Below are 14,675 nucleotides of genomic sequence, written 5' to 3'. Positions count from 1 at the left end.
GTCGACCTCGACGGCTTGCGCGAGGACCTGGTCGATCACGAAGCGACTTTCGCCCCTTGGAGCGCCTTCGTGCCTTCGCTTTGGCGGCACGTGAAATCACGCGGCAGCGCGACGGCAAACGTCGTGCCGTTCTCCTGGTCGGATGTCACGCTGACGGTTCCGCCATGGCGTTCGGCGATCTCGCGTGCGATGAACAGGCCCAGGCCGAGGCTGGTGGTGGGCCGCGTATCGGACGTCTCATTTGCGCCGAGCTGGACGAGCGGTTTGAAGATGGACTTCAGGGCAGCATCGGGGATGACGTTGCCATGGTTCGTGATGCGTACGTTGGCCCATTCTTCCGTCGCCGACGCTTCGATGGTGACCGGACGCGACTTGGCGCCGTGTTGTGCGGCGTTGACGAGCAGGTTGACGAATAGCTGGTGGAGGCGGGTGCCGTCGTAGCACGCGGCGAGGTCTCCACTGATGCGCAATTCGTACTGCGTTTGCGGGTGCGTGGCCTTCGCATCATCCATGGCGGCCTGCAGGACATCCGACATGTCGCACCAGACCTGCTCGACCGGCAGGCCCTTGCCGAACTGCACGCGGGTGTAACCCAGCAGGTCGTCGACCATGCTTTTCATCAACTTCGAGCTGCGCTGCACGGTGTTCGCCAGCTTCGCGCGTTGCATCGAAGACAGGTCGTCATGGTCGAGGATTGCGCCGGCCATGGCCATGCTCGCCAGTGGTGACCGCAAGTCGTGGCCCAGCACCGCGAGGAACATGTTCTGCGCCTCGTCGGTCGCTTCCACGTAGGACACCATCGATTCGGCGATCGCCTGGTCGATCGATTCGTTGAAGCGGATGACTTCGAACACGGTGTCATCCGACATGGTGCCCACCTGGGGTAACCAAAGACGCAGCACGGTCGACCTGAGGGCCCGGAATTCCGCGCCCAGTTGAACGAGTGAAAACTCGTGCTGATGGCGCTGGAAGCCGTGGATCGAGGCCGCGCTGCGGGCATCGGTGCCTTCGGCCAGGCCTTGCGATTTGAGCGTCTGTTGCTCTGCGCTCTGCGGGGTTTCGATGTCGGCCGCAATGGTGAGCAGCATCTGCCTCGCGTGGTCGCGTAGCACCAAGTCGGTCAAGTGCGCGTGGCGTGGGGAATTGCAACGCGCAAAACGGTCCCACTCGGCAAGGATCAGCTCGACGTTCGACCGGATGAATCGCGAAATTCTCACGCGGTTCCCTTCAGATGCGCGGGGCAGGGCAGGCGTGCGCTCAATGACCCGCCGGCTCGGTCCCGGGCATCAGAATGATGAAGCCGCTCGCGCCGAGCCTTGCGATCTCATGACGATCGTGCAGTTGCAGGTAGTCTTCGCGGCGTTCGAAGGCTTCTCGCGAAGCACTCGGCTTCTCGCAGAACCAGGTTTGCTCCATGCCGCACAAGCGCACGCTTTCTCCGTGGTCCAGGCCGACCCGTATTTCATTCCCAGCCGGGTCGGTGGAAAGGGCGCCCATCCAATGAAGGAATTCACGGGCGGTGGCGGTCAGTGACAGGTTTTCCATTTTTTCACGAGGTTGTTGAAAGGGCACCCCTATCCGCCGCGCGGTGCGAGCGCGTAGCGGGGCAGGCATCGGGTGAATGCCCTTCTAACACGCACATCGCGAGGGTCCCGCGAGCGCCAGCCTCGTGCTGCACTGCAGAGCCGCTTGCGAACTCATCAATGCGCACACAGCCGCTCGGCTTTGGCGCGTGCTCGGAGATGAATCCTTTAGCTTTCTCCACCCCGGCAAGCGCACGAATCGAGGATTCGCTGTCCTCGCCGCACAGCGCACAGCGTTGAAAGGCACATGCGCTCGCATCGCCCCTCTTTGTCCTGTCCCAGTTGCGCCGGCGTCTGCTTTGCCCTTCCGGGCGGAGAGATCGAGCTCAAGACGATCGTCGAATGCCTGGCCTGTGGGGCCTTCGTGCTTTATGCTGACCTGCGTCGGAGCGAGGACCACCACTGGCCGGTCAAGACCTGGGGCCCCCGGGTCGGCAGTCTCCGCGCCCTGAACACCGTCAGCTTCCTTTCGCGGATCGGGCGCGACCCCTGAAGCCCCTCGGGCTTACTTCATCGACTTGAGCTGCAGGTCGACCTCATCCTCGCCGTCCTTGCGCTGCAGGATGCGCGCCGGTGCCGGCATGCCGTCGACGATCCACACCACCGTCTGCTTGTTCCCGTCGGTGCGCTGCACCTTCGTGGCCTGCTGCGACTTGCCGCCGATGGTGATCTTCTCCTTCCCGGCGACCGTATAGACCATGTCCTTCGCGCGCCCGTCGTCGACCATGCGATAACGCAGGGGCTTGCCGGCGCTGACGTCGCGCGCAAGCGCGAGGTTCACCAACATCGCATCCAGATCGCCCGGCTTGAGTTCGACCGGCCCCGCGCGATCGGGCTTCACGTTGCCCGTCCAGGTGGCGACGCGCTTGTTCCAGTCGTACTGCGCGTTCTTCGTGACCTTCTTGATCAGCACCGAAGAGTTGTCGCTGCCCGACAGCGGACGCCACTGGCCCGCGTTTTCCTCGAACGTCGTGACCTGGCTCAGCGACGCAAGGCTGCTCTGGATCTTCAACGAATACATCCACTGCGCGCCGGTCTGCGCGAGCTGCATGTGCGCCGCGCCTTCCATGCCCATGTAATTGGCCACGTACTCGGCATCGAAGGGCTTGAGCGACGGCCCGGCGGCGAGCGCGGGCAGCGTCGCCAATGCGAGGAATGCGGTCGCGACGAAGGTGCGGCGAAAACGATCGAGGGTAGGGCGCATGGGCAGGGGTTCCTATTGGTACGCGACCAGTTGCAGTTCGAGATCCCCGTCATCGTCGTGCTGCACGATGCGGACGGGCGTCGGAACGGATTCGACGACCCAGAAAGTGGTGGCATTCCCGCCACCCCGCACGCGATCCACGCGCAATGCGGCGTAGGACAGATCATCGACGACCTGCGATTCGCGCGCGTCGGCGACGCGGTACTCCTGGTCGCGCGCGCGCCCGTCGTCGACGAACCGGTAGTGCAGGGTGGCGCCGGGGGCGGCGTCGCGCAACATCGCCAGATTGATGAGCAGGGCGTTCATATCCCCCGACTGCAACGGCACGGGCGCGCGGCGGGTTTTCTTCACATCGCCGGTCCACTGGGCCACGTTGCGGGACCAATCGTAGGTGCCGGTGATCTTCTTGTTGCTGAAGAGCGCCTTGCGCACGGTCGCCTGGCTCAGCGGGCGGAAGCCGGCGGGCGTCTCGTCGAAGACGGTGCTCTGTTGCAGGTCGAGGTTGGCGAGCGACATCAGGCCGTGGGTGGCTTCGATGCGCAGGTCGATGCGCCAGCGGCTGGGGGCGAGCGACACCAGGCCCAGCGTCGCGTCGCCGAGCGGCTTGCCGTCGCGGAAGACCGCGTAGCGGGCGTTGAACGGGAACAACGCCTGGATCGCCGGTTCGGGCGCCGCAACGGTCGCCGGCGCAGGCGCCTGCTGCGCGACCGCCGGGCACGCCCCCGCGACCACGACCAGCGCGGCAACCAGCAGGGGACGGACGAAGGACTTCACCGGGTCGGCAGGGCCATGCAGTCGAGTTCGGCGGAATCTACGGTCAGCGGAGCCAACAGGGGATGACCGTCGAGGAGCACCGTGTCGCCCTGTTCAGCGATCCGGCCGGCGACCGCGAGGCCGACCGCATGCACCAGCAGGGGATGTTCGGCGGCGAGCACGCGCTCGGCCAGCGCATCGGCCGTATCGCCAGGCAAGACCCGCACGCGAGCCTGCGCGACAACCGCACCGGCATCGAGTTCGGGACTGACGAAGTGGACGCTCGCGCCGTGTTCGGCGACGCCGTCGGCGAGTGCGCGTGCATGCGTTTTCAAACCGCGATACGCCGGCAACAGCGAGGGGTGGATGTTGAGCACGCGGCCGCGGAAGCGTGCGACGAAGGCCTCGTCCAACAAGCGCAGATAGCCCGCGCACACGATCCAGTCCGGCCGCACCGCATCGAGCGCATCGGCGAGTTCGGCATCGAATTCCGCGCGCGGCGAATATGCCTTCGCATCGCGGCTCCAGCGCAACGTGGCCGGCACGCGTCCGAGTGCCGGGGCATCGAGCCGATCGGAAAACACGCCGACGATCTGCGCATCCAGCGTGCCCGCGGCGATCGCATCCAGCAGCGCCTGCAGGTTGCTGCCGCGGCCGGAGGCGAGGACGGCGAGGCGACGCATCGCGATGCGTCTCAGCCGATGCGCACGCGTTCCGCGCCGCTTGCCGCCACGACCTGGCCGATCTCGCGATGCGCGAGGCCGAGGCGTTGCAGGTCGGCGGAGACCGCGGCCACGTCGTCGCGCGAAAGCACCAGCACGAAGCCCACGCCGCAGTTGAACGTGCGCCACATTTCTTCGCGCGGCACGGCGCCTTCGCGTTGCAGCCAGTCGAACACGGGCGGCAACACGATGCTCGGCGCTTCGATCTCCAGGCCCAGGCCATCGGGGATCACGCGGATGATGTTCTCGGTGAGGCCGCCACCGGTGATGTGTGCCATCGCGTGGAGATCGTGTTTGCCGAGCAATTCCAGGATCGGCTTGACGTACAACTGCGTCGGCGCCATCAGCGCGTCGACGAGCTTCACGCCGCCGACGTCGAGATCGGCCGGACGGCCGGCACGATCGTAGATGCGACGTACCAGCGAATAGCCGTTCGAGTGCGGGCCCGAGGACGCGATGCCGAGCAGCACATCGCCGGCGCGCACCTTCGCACCGTCAAGGATCTGCGACTTCTCGACCGCGGCGACGCAGAAACCGGCGAGGTCATACTCGCCCGGCGGATACATGTCGGGCATCTCGGCGGTTTCGCCGCCGATCAGCGCGCAACCGGAGAGTTCGCAACCCTTCGCGATGCCGCCGACGACCGCGACCGTCGTGTCGACGTCGAGCTTGCCGGTGGCGAAGTAGTCGAGGAAGAACAGAGGTTCGGCGCCCTGTACGAGCACGTCGTTGACGCACATCGCGACCAGGTCGATGCCGATGGTGTCGTGTCGGTTCAGCTGCTGGGCGAGCTTGAGCTTGGTGCCCACGCCGTCGGTGCCCGAGACGAGCACCGGCTCCTTGTACTTGCCCGAGAGGTCGAACAGCGCCCCGAAGCCGCCCAGACCGCCCATCACTTCGGGCCGGAAACTGCGCTTGACCAGCGGCTTGATGCGTTCGACGACTTCGTTGCCCGCGTCGATGTCGACGCCGGCGTCCCGGTAGGTAAGCGGAGTGGGGGTGGTCACGCGGGTGGCCATTGGGCGCCGGAAAGCGGCAAGGAGGAGGATTTTAGCAGGCGTGGCGGACGCGCCGGGTTGGCGCTTCGGGCATGGCTGCGGCACCATGCAGGCCGTCGAGCAGGCAAGGATGGATCGATGCACCTGGCATTTCGCATGGGCAAGGCCTTCGTGGCCGTGGCGGTGTTGTGGGTCGCGTTCGGAACCGCGTACGCGCAACGCACCGAGGGCGACGTCGTCGCCGGCGCGCGTGGCCTCTACGAGGCCGAGGTGAAGGTCAACAGTCAGGGCGAGTCCGAGCGCAACGCGGGCTTCGCGCGCGCCATGACCATCGTGCTGGGCAAGCTCACCGGCGATCGGTCCGCGCCGAGCCGCCCGGGCGTGGGGCAGGAGCTGCGCCACGCCAAGGATTTCGTGAAGAGCTATGACTACAAGCAGGACGAAGGCCGCTCCAGCACCGGCGCGCCGACGTTCAACACGACGCTGGTGGTCCGCTTCGACCAGGAACAGATCGACGGCATCGCCGCCACCCTCGGGTTGCCGGTGTGGGCCGAACCACGGCCCAAGCCGGTGTTGTGGCTGGCGATCGACGATGGCCGGGGGCCGCGGCTGGTCGCGCTCGCGCAGACCAACGCCGCGCGCGCCGTGCTCGATCGCGCACAGGAACGCGGCTATCGCCTGGGCCTGCCGTCGGGCAGCGCGGCCGAACAAGCGGCCGTCGGCGCCATCTGGCGCGGCGACACGGCCGCCATCGCGCGCGCATCCTCGCGCTACAGCCCGCCGATGCAGCTGATCGGCAAGCTCTATCGCGCGAAGGAAGGCGGCGGCTGGACCGCCGAGTGGACCTTCGTGGATTCGGGCAAAGTGTTGTCGACCTGGACCTCCTCGCAGCCCGACGCGCGCCGCGCGATGGCGACCGGCGCCGACGGCGCGGCCGATGCGCTGTCTAAGAAGTACGCAAGGCGCAGCACCGCCGCCGGTGAGCCCGGCCGCTACACCGTGCAGATCGACGGCATCCGCAACGCCGGCGATTACATCCGCCTGATGTCCTACCTGCAGGGCCTGCCCGTCGTGCGCGGCATGGCGCCGGTGCGCGCGGCGCCCGACGGCTTCATCGTCGAGCTCGAGCTGATCACCGGCCTGCCGGGCCTGCGGCGCGTGGTCGGCACGGGCGATGTGCTGCTCGCCGAAGAAGACCAACCCGTCCTGCACCTGCGCTGATGGACGCCCTCCTCTCGCCGGTCGCGCGCCGCTTCCAGTGGGCGGGGATCGTCCTGATCGCGGGCCTGTTGCTGTGGCTGCTCGCGCCGATCCTCACCCCCTTCGTGTTCGCCGCGCTGCTCGGCTGGCTCGGCGATCCGACGGTGGACCGCTTGCAAAGTCGCGGCTGGTCGCGCCACATCGCAGTGGTGATCGTGTTCTGCACGATGGCCTTCATCGTGCTGGTGACGCTGGTGTTGCTGCTCCCGCTGATCGAACGCCAGATCGTCACGCTCATCGAATCGCTGCCGCGCTACCGCGACTGGTTCATCGGCACGGTGCTGCCGTGGTTCGAACGCCACACGGGCCTGGACCTGATGGCGTGGCTGGATCCCGACCGCCTGTTCCAGCTCGTGCGCGACCACTGGGAACGCGCCGGCGGCGTGGCGACGACGATGCTCGGGTATCTGTCGCGCTCGGGCTTCGCGCTGATCGGCTGGATCGCGAACATCGTGCTCGTGCCGTTCCTCACGTTCTACTTCCTGCGCGATTGGGACGTGCTGAAGGAACGCGTCGCCGCGCTCGTTCCGCGCGATCACATCGACACCGTCACCCGCCTGGCGAAGGAATCCGACAATGTGCTCGGCGCCTTCCTGCGCGGGCAGTTCACGGTGATGCTCGTGCTGGGCGTGATGTACGCGATCGGCTTGTGGGCCGTTGGCCTGGATCTCGGGTTGCTGATCGGGCTCATCGCGGGCCTGATCAGTTTCGTGCCGTATCTCGGACCGGCGAGCGGCGTGGTGCTCGGCGTGATCGCCGCGCTCGTGCAATACGGCGACTGGACGCATGTCGCGCTCGTGCTCGGCGTGTTCGGCGTGGGCCAGGTGATCGAAAGCTATGTCCTGACGCCGCGCCTGGTCGGCGACAAGATCGGCCTGCATCCGGTCGCGGTGATCTTCGCGATCATGGCCGGCGGCCAGTTGTTCGGCTTCCTGGGCGTGTTGCTCGCATTGCCGGTGGCTGCGGTCGCGAACGTGCTGTTGCGTTACGCGCATGATCGCTACACGCACAGCCGCCTGTTCACCGGCGACCGGCCGGGCATCGAATTGGATCCCTATGTCGACGCGGGGCTCGAGCGTCCTTCGCCCGAAGACGATCACGTTTTGTAATCCCATGCCTGCGCCGCAGCTTCCGCTGGCCCTGCGTTACCCGCCGGACCAGCGTCTGGAAACATTCGTCGGCGCGCCCGCAGGCGCGCTCGCGCAGGTGCGTGCGCTCGCGGAAGGGCAGGGAGGCGATTGGTTGTTCGTCGCCGGGCCCGCGGGTGTCGGCAAGACGCACGTGTTGCTGGCGGCGTGCGCGGCCGCCGAAGCTGCGGGTCGCACGGCCGCGTATCTGCCGCTGAAGAGCGCCGCGGGGCGTTTGCGCGACGCGTTGGACGCCTTCGATGGACTGGCGCTTGTCGCGCTCGACGGACTCGAAGCGATCGCAGGCGAACGAGAAGATGAAGTGGCCTTGTTCGATTTCCACAATCGCGCACGGCAATCGGGCGCGAGCGTGTTGTACGCCGCGCAGGCCTCGCCGGATCGGTTGGCGCTGGCGTTGCCCGACCTGCGCTCGCGTTTGTCGCAGTGCGCGCGCGTGATGCTTTCGCCGCTCGACGACCAAGCGCGTCGGGACGTGTTGCGTTCGCGTGCGCAGCGTCGCGGGCTGATGCTGGAAGAAGCGGCGATCGATTGGTTGTTGCGGCGGCGCGGGCGCGATCTTGCGACGCTGACCGGATTGCTGGACGTGCTGGACCGCGCATCGCTGGCGGCGCAGCGGAAGATCACGGTTCCCTTCCTGAGGCAGACGCTACACGAGGAGTGAGGCGTTCAACTCCGCGAGCCTTTGCGGCGTTCCCACGTCCGTCCAACGCCCCATGTGATGCGCGCCCTGCACCGCGCCGCGCGCCATCGCGGCAACCAGCAGCGGGGRCAGCCTGAAGCGCGGCGGCGTGCGTTCCACGCCTTCGACATCGCCGATGATCCCGCGCCATCCTTCGAACAACGCGGCGCGAAACACGCCGATGCCGGCGTAGGTCAGCTTCTCGTGGCCATGCGCCCTGACCGTGCCGTCCGGTTGCAAGTCGTAATCCCCTTCCGGGTGTTGCGGCGGGTTGTCGACGAACACCAGGTGCGCATCGCGATCCATCGCGAGCGGCAACTGCGCGAAGTCGAAATCCGTCCACACATCGCCGTTCACCGTCACGAAGGGCGCGTCGCCGAGGATCGGCAACGCATTGAGCATCCCGCCACCGGTTTCCAGCGGCGTCGGACCTTCGAAGCTGAAATGCAGCTTCATTCCCCAGCGACTGCCGTCGCCGAGGACTTCGGGAAACCGATCCGCCAACCAACTCGTGTTGATCACCGCCTCGCGCACACCCAACGCCGCCAGCTTTTCCAGGTGCCACGCGATCAACGGTTTGCCGCCCACTTCCAGCAAGGGTTTGGGCGTGGTGTTCGTCAACGGCCGCATGCGTTCGCCGAGGCCGGCGGCGAAGATCAGTGCCTTCACGGTTCGTCGCCGGTGAGATCGGTCCAGTGCGAATACTCTTTCAGCGTCGGCCGCACGTGCCGTTCGATCAGCGCGGCCAGCGGCGCGAGTTCCGGATACTTCGGCACCACGCGATCCAGGTAAACGAAGAAGCGGGCGACGTCTTCGAGGTAATGTGGCTTCGCATCGCGATGATGCAACCGCGCGAAGATGCCGATGACCTTGAGGTGGCGATGCACGCCGATCCAGTCGACGTCGCGGCGGAACTGTTCCAGCGACGGCACGGGCAGGCCCGCTGCCTGCGCGCGCTGGTGATAGCGCGCCAGCCACGCATCGACGCGGTCTTCCGGCCAGCTCACGAACGCGTCCTTGAACAGGCAGACCGGGTCGTACGCGATCGGGCCGCGCACGGCATCCTGGAAATCGAGCACGGCGGGGCCGTCGTTCGCGGGCATCAGGTTGCGCGGCATGAAATCGCGATGCACGAAGACCTGCGGTTGTTTCAAGGCCGCATCGATCAACAGGCGATGCACGCGTTCGAGGTTCTGTTCGTCGTGCACGTCCGGCACCACGGCCAGGTGCTTGCCGAGGAACCATTCGTCGAACAGCCGCAGCTCGCGCAGCAACAGCGCTTCGTCGTAACGCGGGAAATCATCGGGGACCGGAATGGCCTGGATGCGCAGCAATTGTCCGATCGCCGCATCGAACAATGCATCGGCGTTGTCGGCGTGCAGGACGCTCAGGTAGGTGTCGGGGCCGAGGTCTTCCATCAGCAGGAAGCCCTGGGCATCGTCCTCGCAGGCCACCTGCGGGACGCGCACGCCGGCGCCTTCGAGCATCGCGCGGATGCGCAGCCACGGCTTCACGTCTTCCTTGTCCGGCGGGGAGTCCATCACGATGCGGCTGGGCTCGGCGCCGAGGGTGCGCCAGTAGCTGCGGAAGCCGGCATCGGCGGACGCGCGGGACAGGCCCACGTTGGTATCCCCGAGGATCTGCCGCGTCCAGGCCAGGCGCCGTGCTTCGCGCGTCAGGGGTGCGTCGGTCATGGGCGGCGTCGTCGGCGGGCGGATCGCGAAGGGTAAACTGCGGGCAATGAATTGGGCGAGATGGACATGATGCAATTGCGGCCGGTGTTGCTGTCGGGGGGGTCGGGCACGCGGCTGTGGCCGTTGTCGCGCGAGGCCTACCCCAAGCAGTTCCTGCCGTTGGTCGGCGAGGAAACGATGTTGCAGGCGACGTGGGAACGCGTCGGGCCACTTTCGGCGCAAGCCCCAATCGTCGTGGCCAACGAATTGCATCGTTTCCTCGTGGCCGAGCAGTTGCGGCAGGTCGGCGCGCCCGTGCCGCGCATCCTGCTCGAACCGGTCGGCCGCAATACCGCGCCGGCGATCGCCGTGGCCGCGTTGCAGGCGTTGGCCGACGGGGGCGATCCGTTGCTGCTCGTGTTGCCCTCCGACCACGTGGTCGCCAATGTCGATGCGTTCCGCGCTGCCGTGCGCCAAGCATCGGCAGTCGCGAACGACGGCGCGCTCGTCACCTTCGGCATCGTGCCGACGGCGCCGGAAACCGGCTTCGGTTACATCGAAGGCGGTGGCGCGGGCGATGGCGTGCGTGCGGTGAAGCGTTTCGTCGAAAAGCCCGATGCGCAAACCGCGCAGCAATATCTCGACGCCGGTGGCTATTACTGGAACAGCGGCATGTTCCTGTTCCGCGCCTCGCGCGTGCTCGAAGAACTGGAACGCTTCCGCCCCGACATCGTCGCTGCATGCCGCGCGGCGTTCGATGCCGCCAGGTGCGATGGCGATTTCGTGCGCCTGGACGGCGAGGCGTTCGCCGCGTGTCCGTCGGACTCGATCGACTACGCGGTGATGGAACGCACGGATGCGGCGATGGTGTTGCCGGTCGACATCGGCTGGAACGACGTCGGTTCGTGGTCCGCGTTGTGGGACGTCACGCAACGCGATGCGCAGGGGAACGCGCACCACGGCGATGTCATAGCGGTGGACAGCCGCAACTCGTATGCGTATGCGCGGCGGCTGGTGGCGCTGGTGGGCGTCGATGATCTGGTCGTGGTCGAAACCGACGATGCCGTGCTGGTCGCGCGCAAGGACCGCGTCCAGCAAGTGAAGGAGGTTGTCGCGCAACTCAAGGCGGCCGACCGCACGCAGGTGGCGTTGCATCGCGAAGTGCATCGCCCCTGGGGCAGCTACGACTCGGTGGACGTCGGCGACGGATTCCAGGTCAAGCGCATCAAGGTCAAGCCCGGCGCGTCGCTGTCCTTGCAGTCGCATGCGCATCGCGCCGAGCACTGGATCGTCGTGCGCGGCGTGGCCCGCGTCACGCGCAATGACGATGTCTACGACCTGCGCGCCAACGAGAGCACCTACATCCCCATCGGCGCCAAGCATCGGCTGGAGAATCCCGGCCGCGAAACGCTGGAGCTGATCGAAGTGCAATCCGGCGCGTATCTGGGCGAAGACGACATCGTCCGTTACGATGACGTCTACGGCCGAACGGGCCAGGGAGCCTGATTTTCATGCAGTTGAGCCATCTGGACCGCCTTGAAGCGGAGAGTCTCCACATCCTCCGCGAGGTGGCGGCGAGCTTCCGCAACCCGGTGTTGCTGTATTCGGTCGGCAAGGACAGCTCGGTGTTGCTCCATCTGCTGTTGAAGGCCTTCGCGCCGGGGAAACCGCCGATCCCGCTGTTGCACGTCGATACCGGCTGGAAGTTCCGCGAGATGATCGCATTCCGCGACCGCCGCGCGGCGGAAACGGGCGTCGACCTGCGCGTGCATACCAATCCCGAAGGCGTCGCCCGTGGCATCGGCCCGATCTCGCACGGCGCGACGGTCCACACCGACGTGATGAAGACGCAGGGCCTCAAGCAGGCGCTGGATCAATACGGTTTCGACGCGGCCATCGGCGGCGCGCGCCGCGACGAGGAGAAGTCGCGCGCGAAGGAACGCGTGTTTTCCTTCCGCAACGCGCAGCATCGCTGGGATCCGAAGCACCAGCGCCCCGAGTTGTGGGATCTGTACAACGCCCGCATCGCCACGGGCGAAAGCGTGCGCGTCTTCCCGCTGTCGAACTGGACCGAGCTCGACGTGTGGCTCTACATCTTCCGCGAAGGCATCCCGGTGCCGACCCTGTATTTCGCGAAGGAGCGCCCCATCGTCGAACGCGACGGCGCGTTGTTGATGGTCGACGACGAACGCCTGCCGCTGCGCGAAGGCGAAGTTCCGCAGATGCGCCGCGTGCGGTTCCGCACGCTCGGCTGCTATCCGTTGACCGGTGCGATCGACTCCGACGCCGACACGCTGGAAAAGATCATTGCAGAGATGCTGGTTGCGACAACCTCCGAACGACAGGGCCGCGTGATCGACCACGATCCCACCGCGTCGATGGAGAAGAAGAAGCAGGAAGGGTACTTCTGATGGACCTCATGGACCCCGCGACCAGCGTCGCCGAGGCGTTGCGCCGCCACGAACACAAGGGCCTGCTGCGCTTCATCACCTGCGGCAGCGTGGACGACGGCAAGAGCACGTTGATTGGACGCTTGTTGTACGACAGCAAGCGTTTGTTCGACGACCAACTGGCCGCGCTCGCCGCCGACAGCCGTCGCCACGGAACGCAAGGCGCGGACATCGACTACGCGCTGCTCATGGACGGCCTGGCCGCCGAACGCGAGCAGGGCATCACCATCGACGTCGCGTATCGCTTCTTCGATACCGAACAGCGCAAGTACATCGTCGCCGATTGCCCCGGGCACGAGCAGTACACGCGCAACATGGCGACGGGCGCATCGACCGCGGAGCTCGCGGTGGTGCTCGTGGATGCACGCAAGGGGTTGCTGGTGCAGACGCGCCGGCATACGTACATCGCCGCGCTGCTCGGTTTGCGGCACGTCGTGCTTGCGGTGAACAAGATGGACCTGGTCGGGTACGACGAGGGCGTCTTCGAAGCGATCGCGGACGAGTACACGCAACTCGCGCATTCGCTCGGGATCCCGCACGTGCAGTGCATTCCGCTCTCGGCGCTCAAGGGCGAGAACCTGGTGCATCGCGGCGACGCGACGCCGTGGTACGACGGCCCCTCGCTGCTCGAGTATCTCGATACGGTCGACATCGAACGCCCGCAGGTCGAAGGCGGTTTCCGCCTGCCGGTGCAGTGGGTGCAGCGCCCGGATCGCAGCGATGCGAACCGTGACTTCCGCGGTTTCGCGGGCACGCTCGTCGCGGGCAGCGTCAGGCCGGGCGATGCGGTGGTCGTGTTGCCGTCGGGGCGCCGTTCGCATGTCGCGCGCGTGCTCGGGCCCGATGGCGCGATGGATGTCGCCGTCACGGGCCAGGCGGTGATGCTGGTGCTCGCCGACGAAATCGACGTCAGCCGCGGCGATGTCATCGCGGCGGCCGACGACGCGCCGGAAGTCTCCGATCAATTCGCCGCGCACGTGCTGTGGATGGGCGAAGGGCAGTTGCTGCCGGGTCGTCCGTATTGGCTGAAGCTCGGCACGCGCACCGTCGGCGCGACGGTGACGACGCTCAAGCACAAGGTTGACATCGATACGCAGGCGCCGCTGGCGGCGACGCACCTGTCGTTGAACGAGGTCGGTTACTGCAATCTTTCGCTCGACCAGGCGATCCCGTTCGAGCCGTATGCGCACAATCGCGCGCTCGGCGGTTTCATCCTGATCGATCGCATCGACAATGCGACCGTCGCGGCGGGGACGCTCGACTTCGCGTTGCGGCGCGCGGGCAACCTGCACTGGCAGCACATCGACGTCGACCGTGCCACGCGCGCGCGCAGCATGGGGCAGGCGCCGCGTTGCGTCTGGTTCACCGGCCTGTCGGGATCGGGCAAGTCGACGGTGGCCAACCTCGTCGACAAGCGCCTGCACGCGATGGGCAAGCATGCCTTCGTGCTCGACGGCGACAACGTGCGCCATGGTTTGAACCGCGACCTGGGGTTCACCGACGAAGATCGCGTCGAAAACCTGCGCCGCGTGTCCGAAGTGGCGAAGTTGATGACGGATGCGGGGCTGATCGTGCTGGTCAGTTTCATCTCGCCGTTCCGCGGCGAGCGTGCGGCGGCGCGCGCGATGTTCGACGCCGGCGAGTTCATCGAAGTGTTCGTCGATACGCCGCTGTCGGTGGCCGAAACGCGCGACGTCAAAGGCCTGTACGCGAAGGCGCGGCGAGGCGAGTTGCCCCATTTCACGGGCATCGATTCGCCGTACGAAGCGCCGGAATCGCCCGAGTTGCGCCTGGATACGACGGCCGAATCGCCGGAGGCGCTGGCCGAGCGCGTGGTGCGGATGTTGCTCGGCGAGTGAAGCAAAGCCCTCCCCACGCAACGCGGGGGAGGGCCGGGAACGCTGTTACGCGGCGCGCGGCCTCTTGCCGCGGACCGATTCCCAAAGGAACAGCAGGACGATTGCCGCCAGGATCGCGATGACCCAGACCAGCGCGCGGTTGTTTACGTTGAGCATGCCTGCGATGTAGCCGCCTGCCGCGGCGCCGAGTGCGCCGAGCACGATGGTCATGATCCAGCCGACCGGATCCGCTCCGGGCTTGAAGAAGCGCGCCAGGATGCCGATGACGGCGCCGCCGACGATGTACATCAGGAGCCCTTCGAACATGGTGTTCCTCCTCGGGGCGCCGGATGGCGCCGAGGGGGAT

General features: G+C 66.6%; 15 protein-coding genes. 6 read left to right on the top strand and 9 right to left on the bottom strand.

All coding sequences use genetic code 11. From position 1 onward, the window contains the following. Nucleotides 1–35: 35 nt before the first annotated feature. The 6 genes from ACXJJ8_RS10855 to purM all read right to left on the bottom strand — a co-directional run bounded on the left by ACXJJ8_RS10855 (nt 36) and on the right by purM (nt 5,281). Complete coding sequence (locus tag ACXJJ8_RS10855; protein WP_499029809.1) at nt 36–1,088, bottom strand: sensor histidine kinase; 1,053 nt, start codon at nt 1,086–1,088, stop codon at nt 36–38. Nucleotides 1,089–1,257: 169 nt separating this feature from the next. Further along, complete coding sequence (locus ACXJJ8_RS10850) at nt 1,258–1,572, bottom strand: hypothetical protein (RefSeq protein ID WP_499029807.1); 315 nt, start codon at nt 1,570–1,572, stop codon at nt 1,258–1,260. A gap of 516 nt (nt 1,573–2,088) precedes the next feature. Next, a complete protein-coding gene (locus ACXJJ8_RS10845) occupies nt 2,089–2,787 on the bottom strand; it encodes a DUF3108 domain-containing protein (RefSeq protein ID WP_499029805.1) in 699 nt (232 codons plus the stop codon). Between the two features lie 12 nt (nt 2,788–2,799). Then, nucleotides 2,800–3,561, bottom strand: a complete 762-nt coding sequence (locus tag ACXJJ8_RS10840; protein ID WP_499029803.1) for a DUF3108 domain-containing protein — start codon at nt 3,559–3,561, stop codon at nt 2,800–2,802. Next, a complete protein-coding gene (gene purN / locus ACXJJ8_RS10835; RefSeq protein ID WP_499029801.1) occupies nt 3,558–4,223 on the bottom strand; it encodes a phosphoribosylglycinamide formyltransferase in 666 nt (221 codons plus the stop codon). The genes ACXJJ8_RS10840 and purN overlap by 4 nt, the downstream gene beginning before the upstream one ends. An 11-nt stretch (nt 4,224–4,234) precedes the next feature. Beyond that, nucleotides 4,235–5,281 (bottom strand): phosphoribosylformylglycinamidine cyclo-ligase, encoded by a 1,047-nt coding sequence (purM, locus tag ACXJJ8_RS10830; RefSeq protein ID WP_499029798.1) that lies wholly within the window; start codon nt 5,279–5,281, stop codon nt 4,235–4,237. Between the two features lie 117 nt (nt 5,282–5,398). On the opposite strand from purM, the gene ACXJJ8_RS10825 reads away from it, so the two are divergent. The 3 genes from ACXJJ8_RS10825 to hda are packed head-to-tail and all read left to right on the top strand — an operon-like array spanning nt 5,399 to nt 8,329. Beyond that, complete coding sequence (locus ACXJJ8_RS10825; RefSeq protein ID WP_499029796.1) at nt 5,399–6,481, top strand: DUF2066 domain-containing protein; 1,083 nt, start codon at nt 5,399–5,401, stop codon at nt 6,479–6,481. Then, nucleotides 6,481–7,629: an AI-2E family transporter gene (locus tag ACXJJ8_RS10820; RefSeq protein ID WP_499029794.1), complete on the top strand. Its 1,149-nt coding sequence runs from the start codon at nt 6,481–6,483 to the stop codon at nt 7,627–7,629. Before ACXJJ8_RS10825 ends, ACXJJ8_RS10820 begins: the two co-directional genes overlap by 1 nt. Nucleotides 7,630–7,633: 4 nt before the next feature. Then, complete coding sequence (gene hda / locus ACXJJ8_RS10815) at nt 7,634–8,329, top strand: DnaA regulatory inactivator Hda (RefSeq protein WP_499029792.1); 696 nt, start codon at nt 7,634–7,636, stop codon at nt 8,327–8,329. Here hda and murU read toward each other — a convergent pair. Both murU and ACXJJ8_RS10805 read right to left on the bottom strand, forming a co-directional pair. Next, nucleotides 8,315–9,016, bottom strand: coding sequence for an N-acetylmuramate alpha-1-phosphate uridylyltransferase MurU (gene murU, locus ACXJJ8_RS10810; protein WP_499029790.1), 702 nt, complete (start codon nt 9,014–9,016; stop codon nt 8,315–8,317). The genes hda and murU overlap by 15 nt on opposite strands. Next, entirely contained in the window at nt 9,013–10,041 is a 1,029-nt protein-coding gene (locus tag ACXJJ8_RS10805) for an aminoglycoside phosphotransferase family protein (RefSeq protein ID WP_499029788.1), read from the bottom strand. The genes murU and ACXJJ8_RS10805 overlap by 4 nt, the downstream gene beginning before the upstream one ends. A gap of 66 nt (nt 10,042–10,107) precedes the next feature. On the opposite strand from ACXJJ8_RS10805, the gene ACXJJ8_RS10800 reads away from it, so the two are divergent. Genes ACXJJ8_RS10800 through cysN form a run of 3 tightly spaced genes read left to right on the top strand, consistent with a single transcriptional unit; the run spans nt 10,108 to nt 14,329 of the window. Further along, nucleotides 10,108–11,526 (top strand): mannose-1-phosphate guanylyltransferase/mannose-6-phosphate isomerase, encoded by a 1,419-nt coding sequence (locus ACXJJ8_RS10800; RefSeq protein WP_499030528.1) that lies wholly within the window; start codon nt 10,108–10,110, stop codon nt 11,524–11,526. A gap of 5 nt (nt 11,527–11,531) precedes the next feature. Further along, complete coding sequence (cysD, locus tag ACXJJ8_RS10795; protein WP_499029786.1) at nt 11,532–12,431, top strand: sulfate adenylyltransferase subunit CysD; 900 nt, start codon at nt 11,532–11,534, stop codon at nt 12,429–12,431. Then, entirely contained in the window at nt 12,431–14,329 is a 1,899-nt protein-coding gene (gene cysN, locus ACXJJ8_RS10790; RefSeq protein ID WP_499029784.1) for a sulfate adenylyltransferase subunit CysN, read from the top strand. The genes cysD and cysN overlap by 1 nt, the downstream gene beginning before the upstream one ends. A gap of 45 nt (nt 14,330–14,374) precedes the next feature. On the opposite strand, the gene ACXJJ8_RS10785 is transcribed toward cysN, so the two are convergent. Continuing rightward, complete coding sequence (locus ACXJJ8_RS10785; RefSeq protein WP_499029782.1) at nt 14,375–14,635, bottom strand: GlsB/YeaQ/YmgE family stress response membrane protein; 261 nt, start codon at nt 14,633–14,635, stop codon at nt 14,375–14,377. Nucleotides 14,636–14,675: the final 40 nt, after the last annotated feature.

This window comes from Lysobacter sp. P5_C4 (assembly GCF_054049695.1).
The sequence above is the reverse complement of the archived record's forward strand: the minus strand, read 5'-3'. Positions and strand labels throughout refer to the sequence as shown.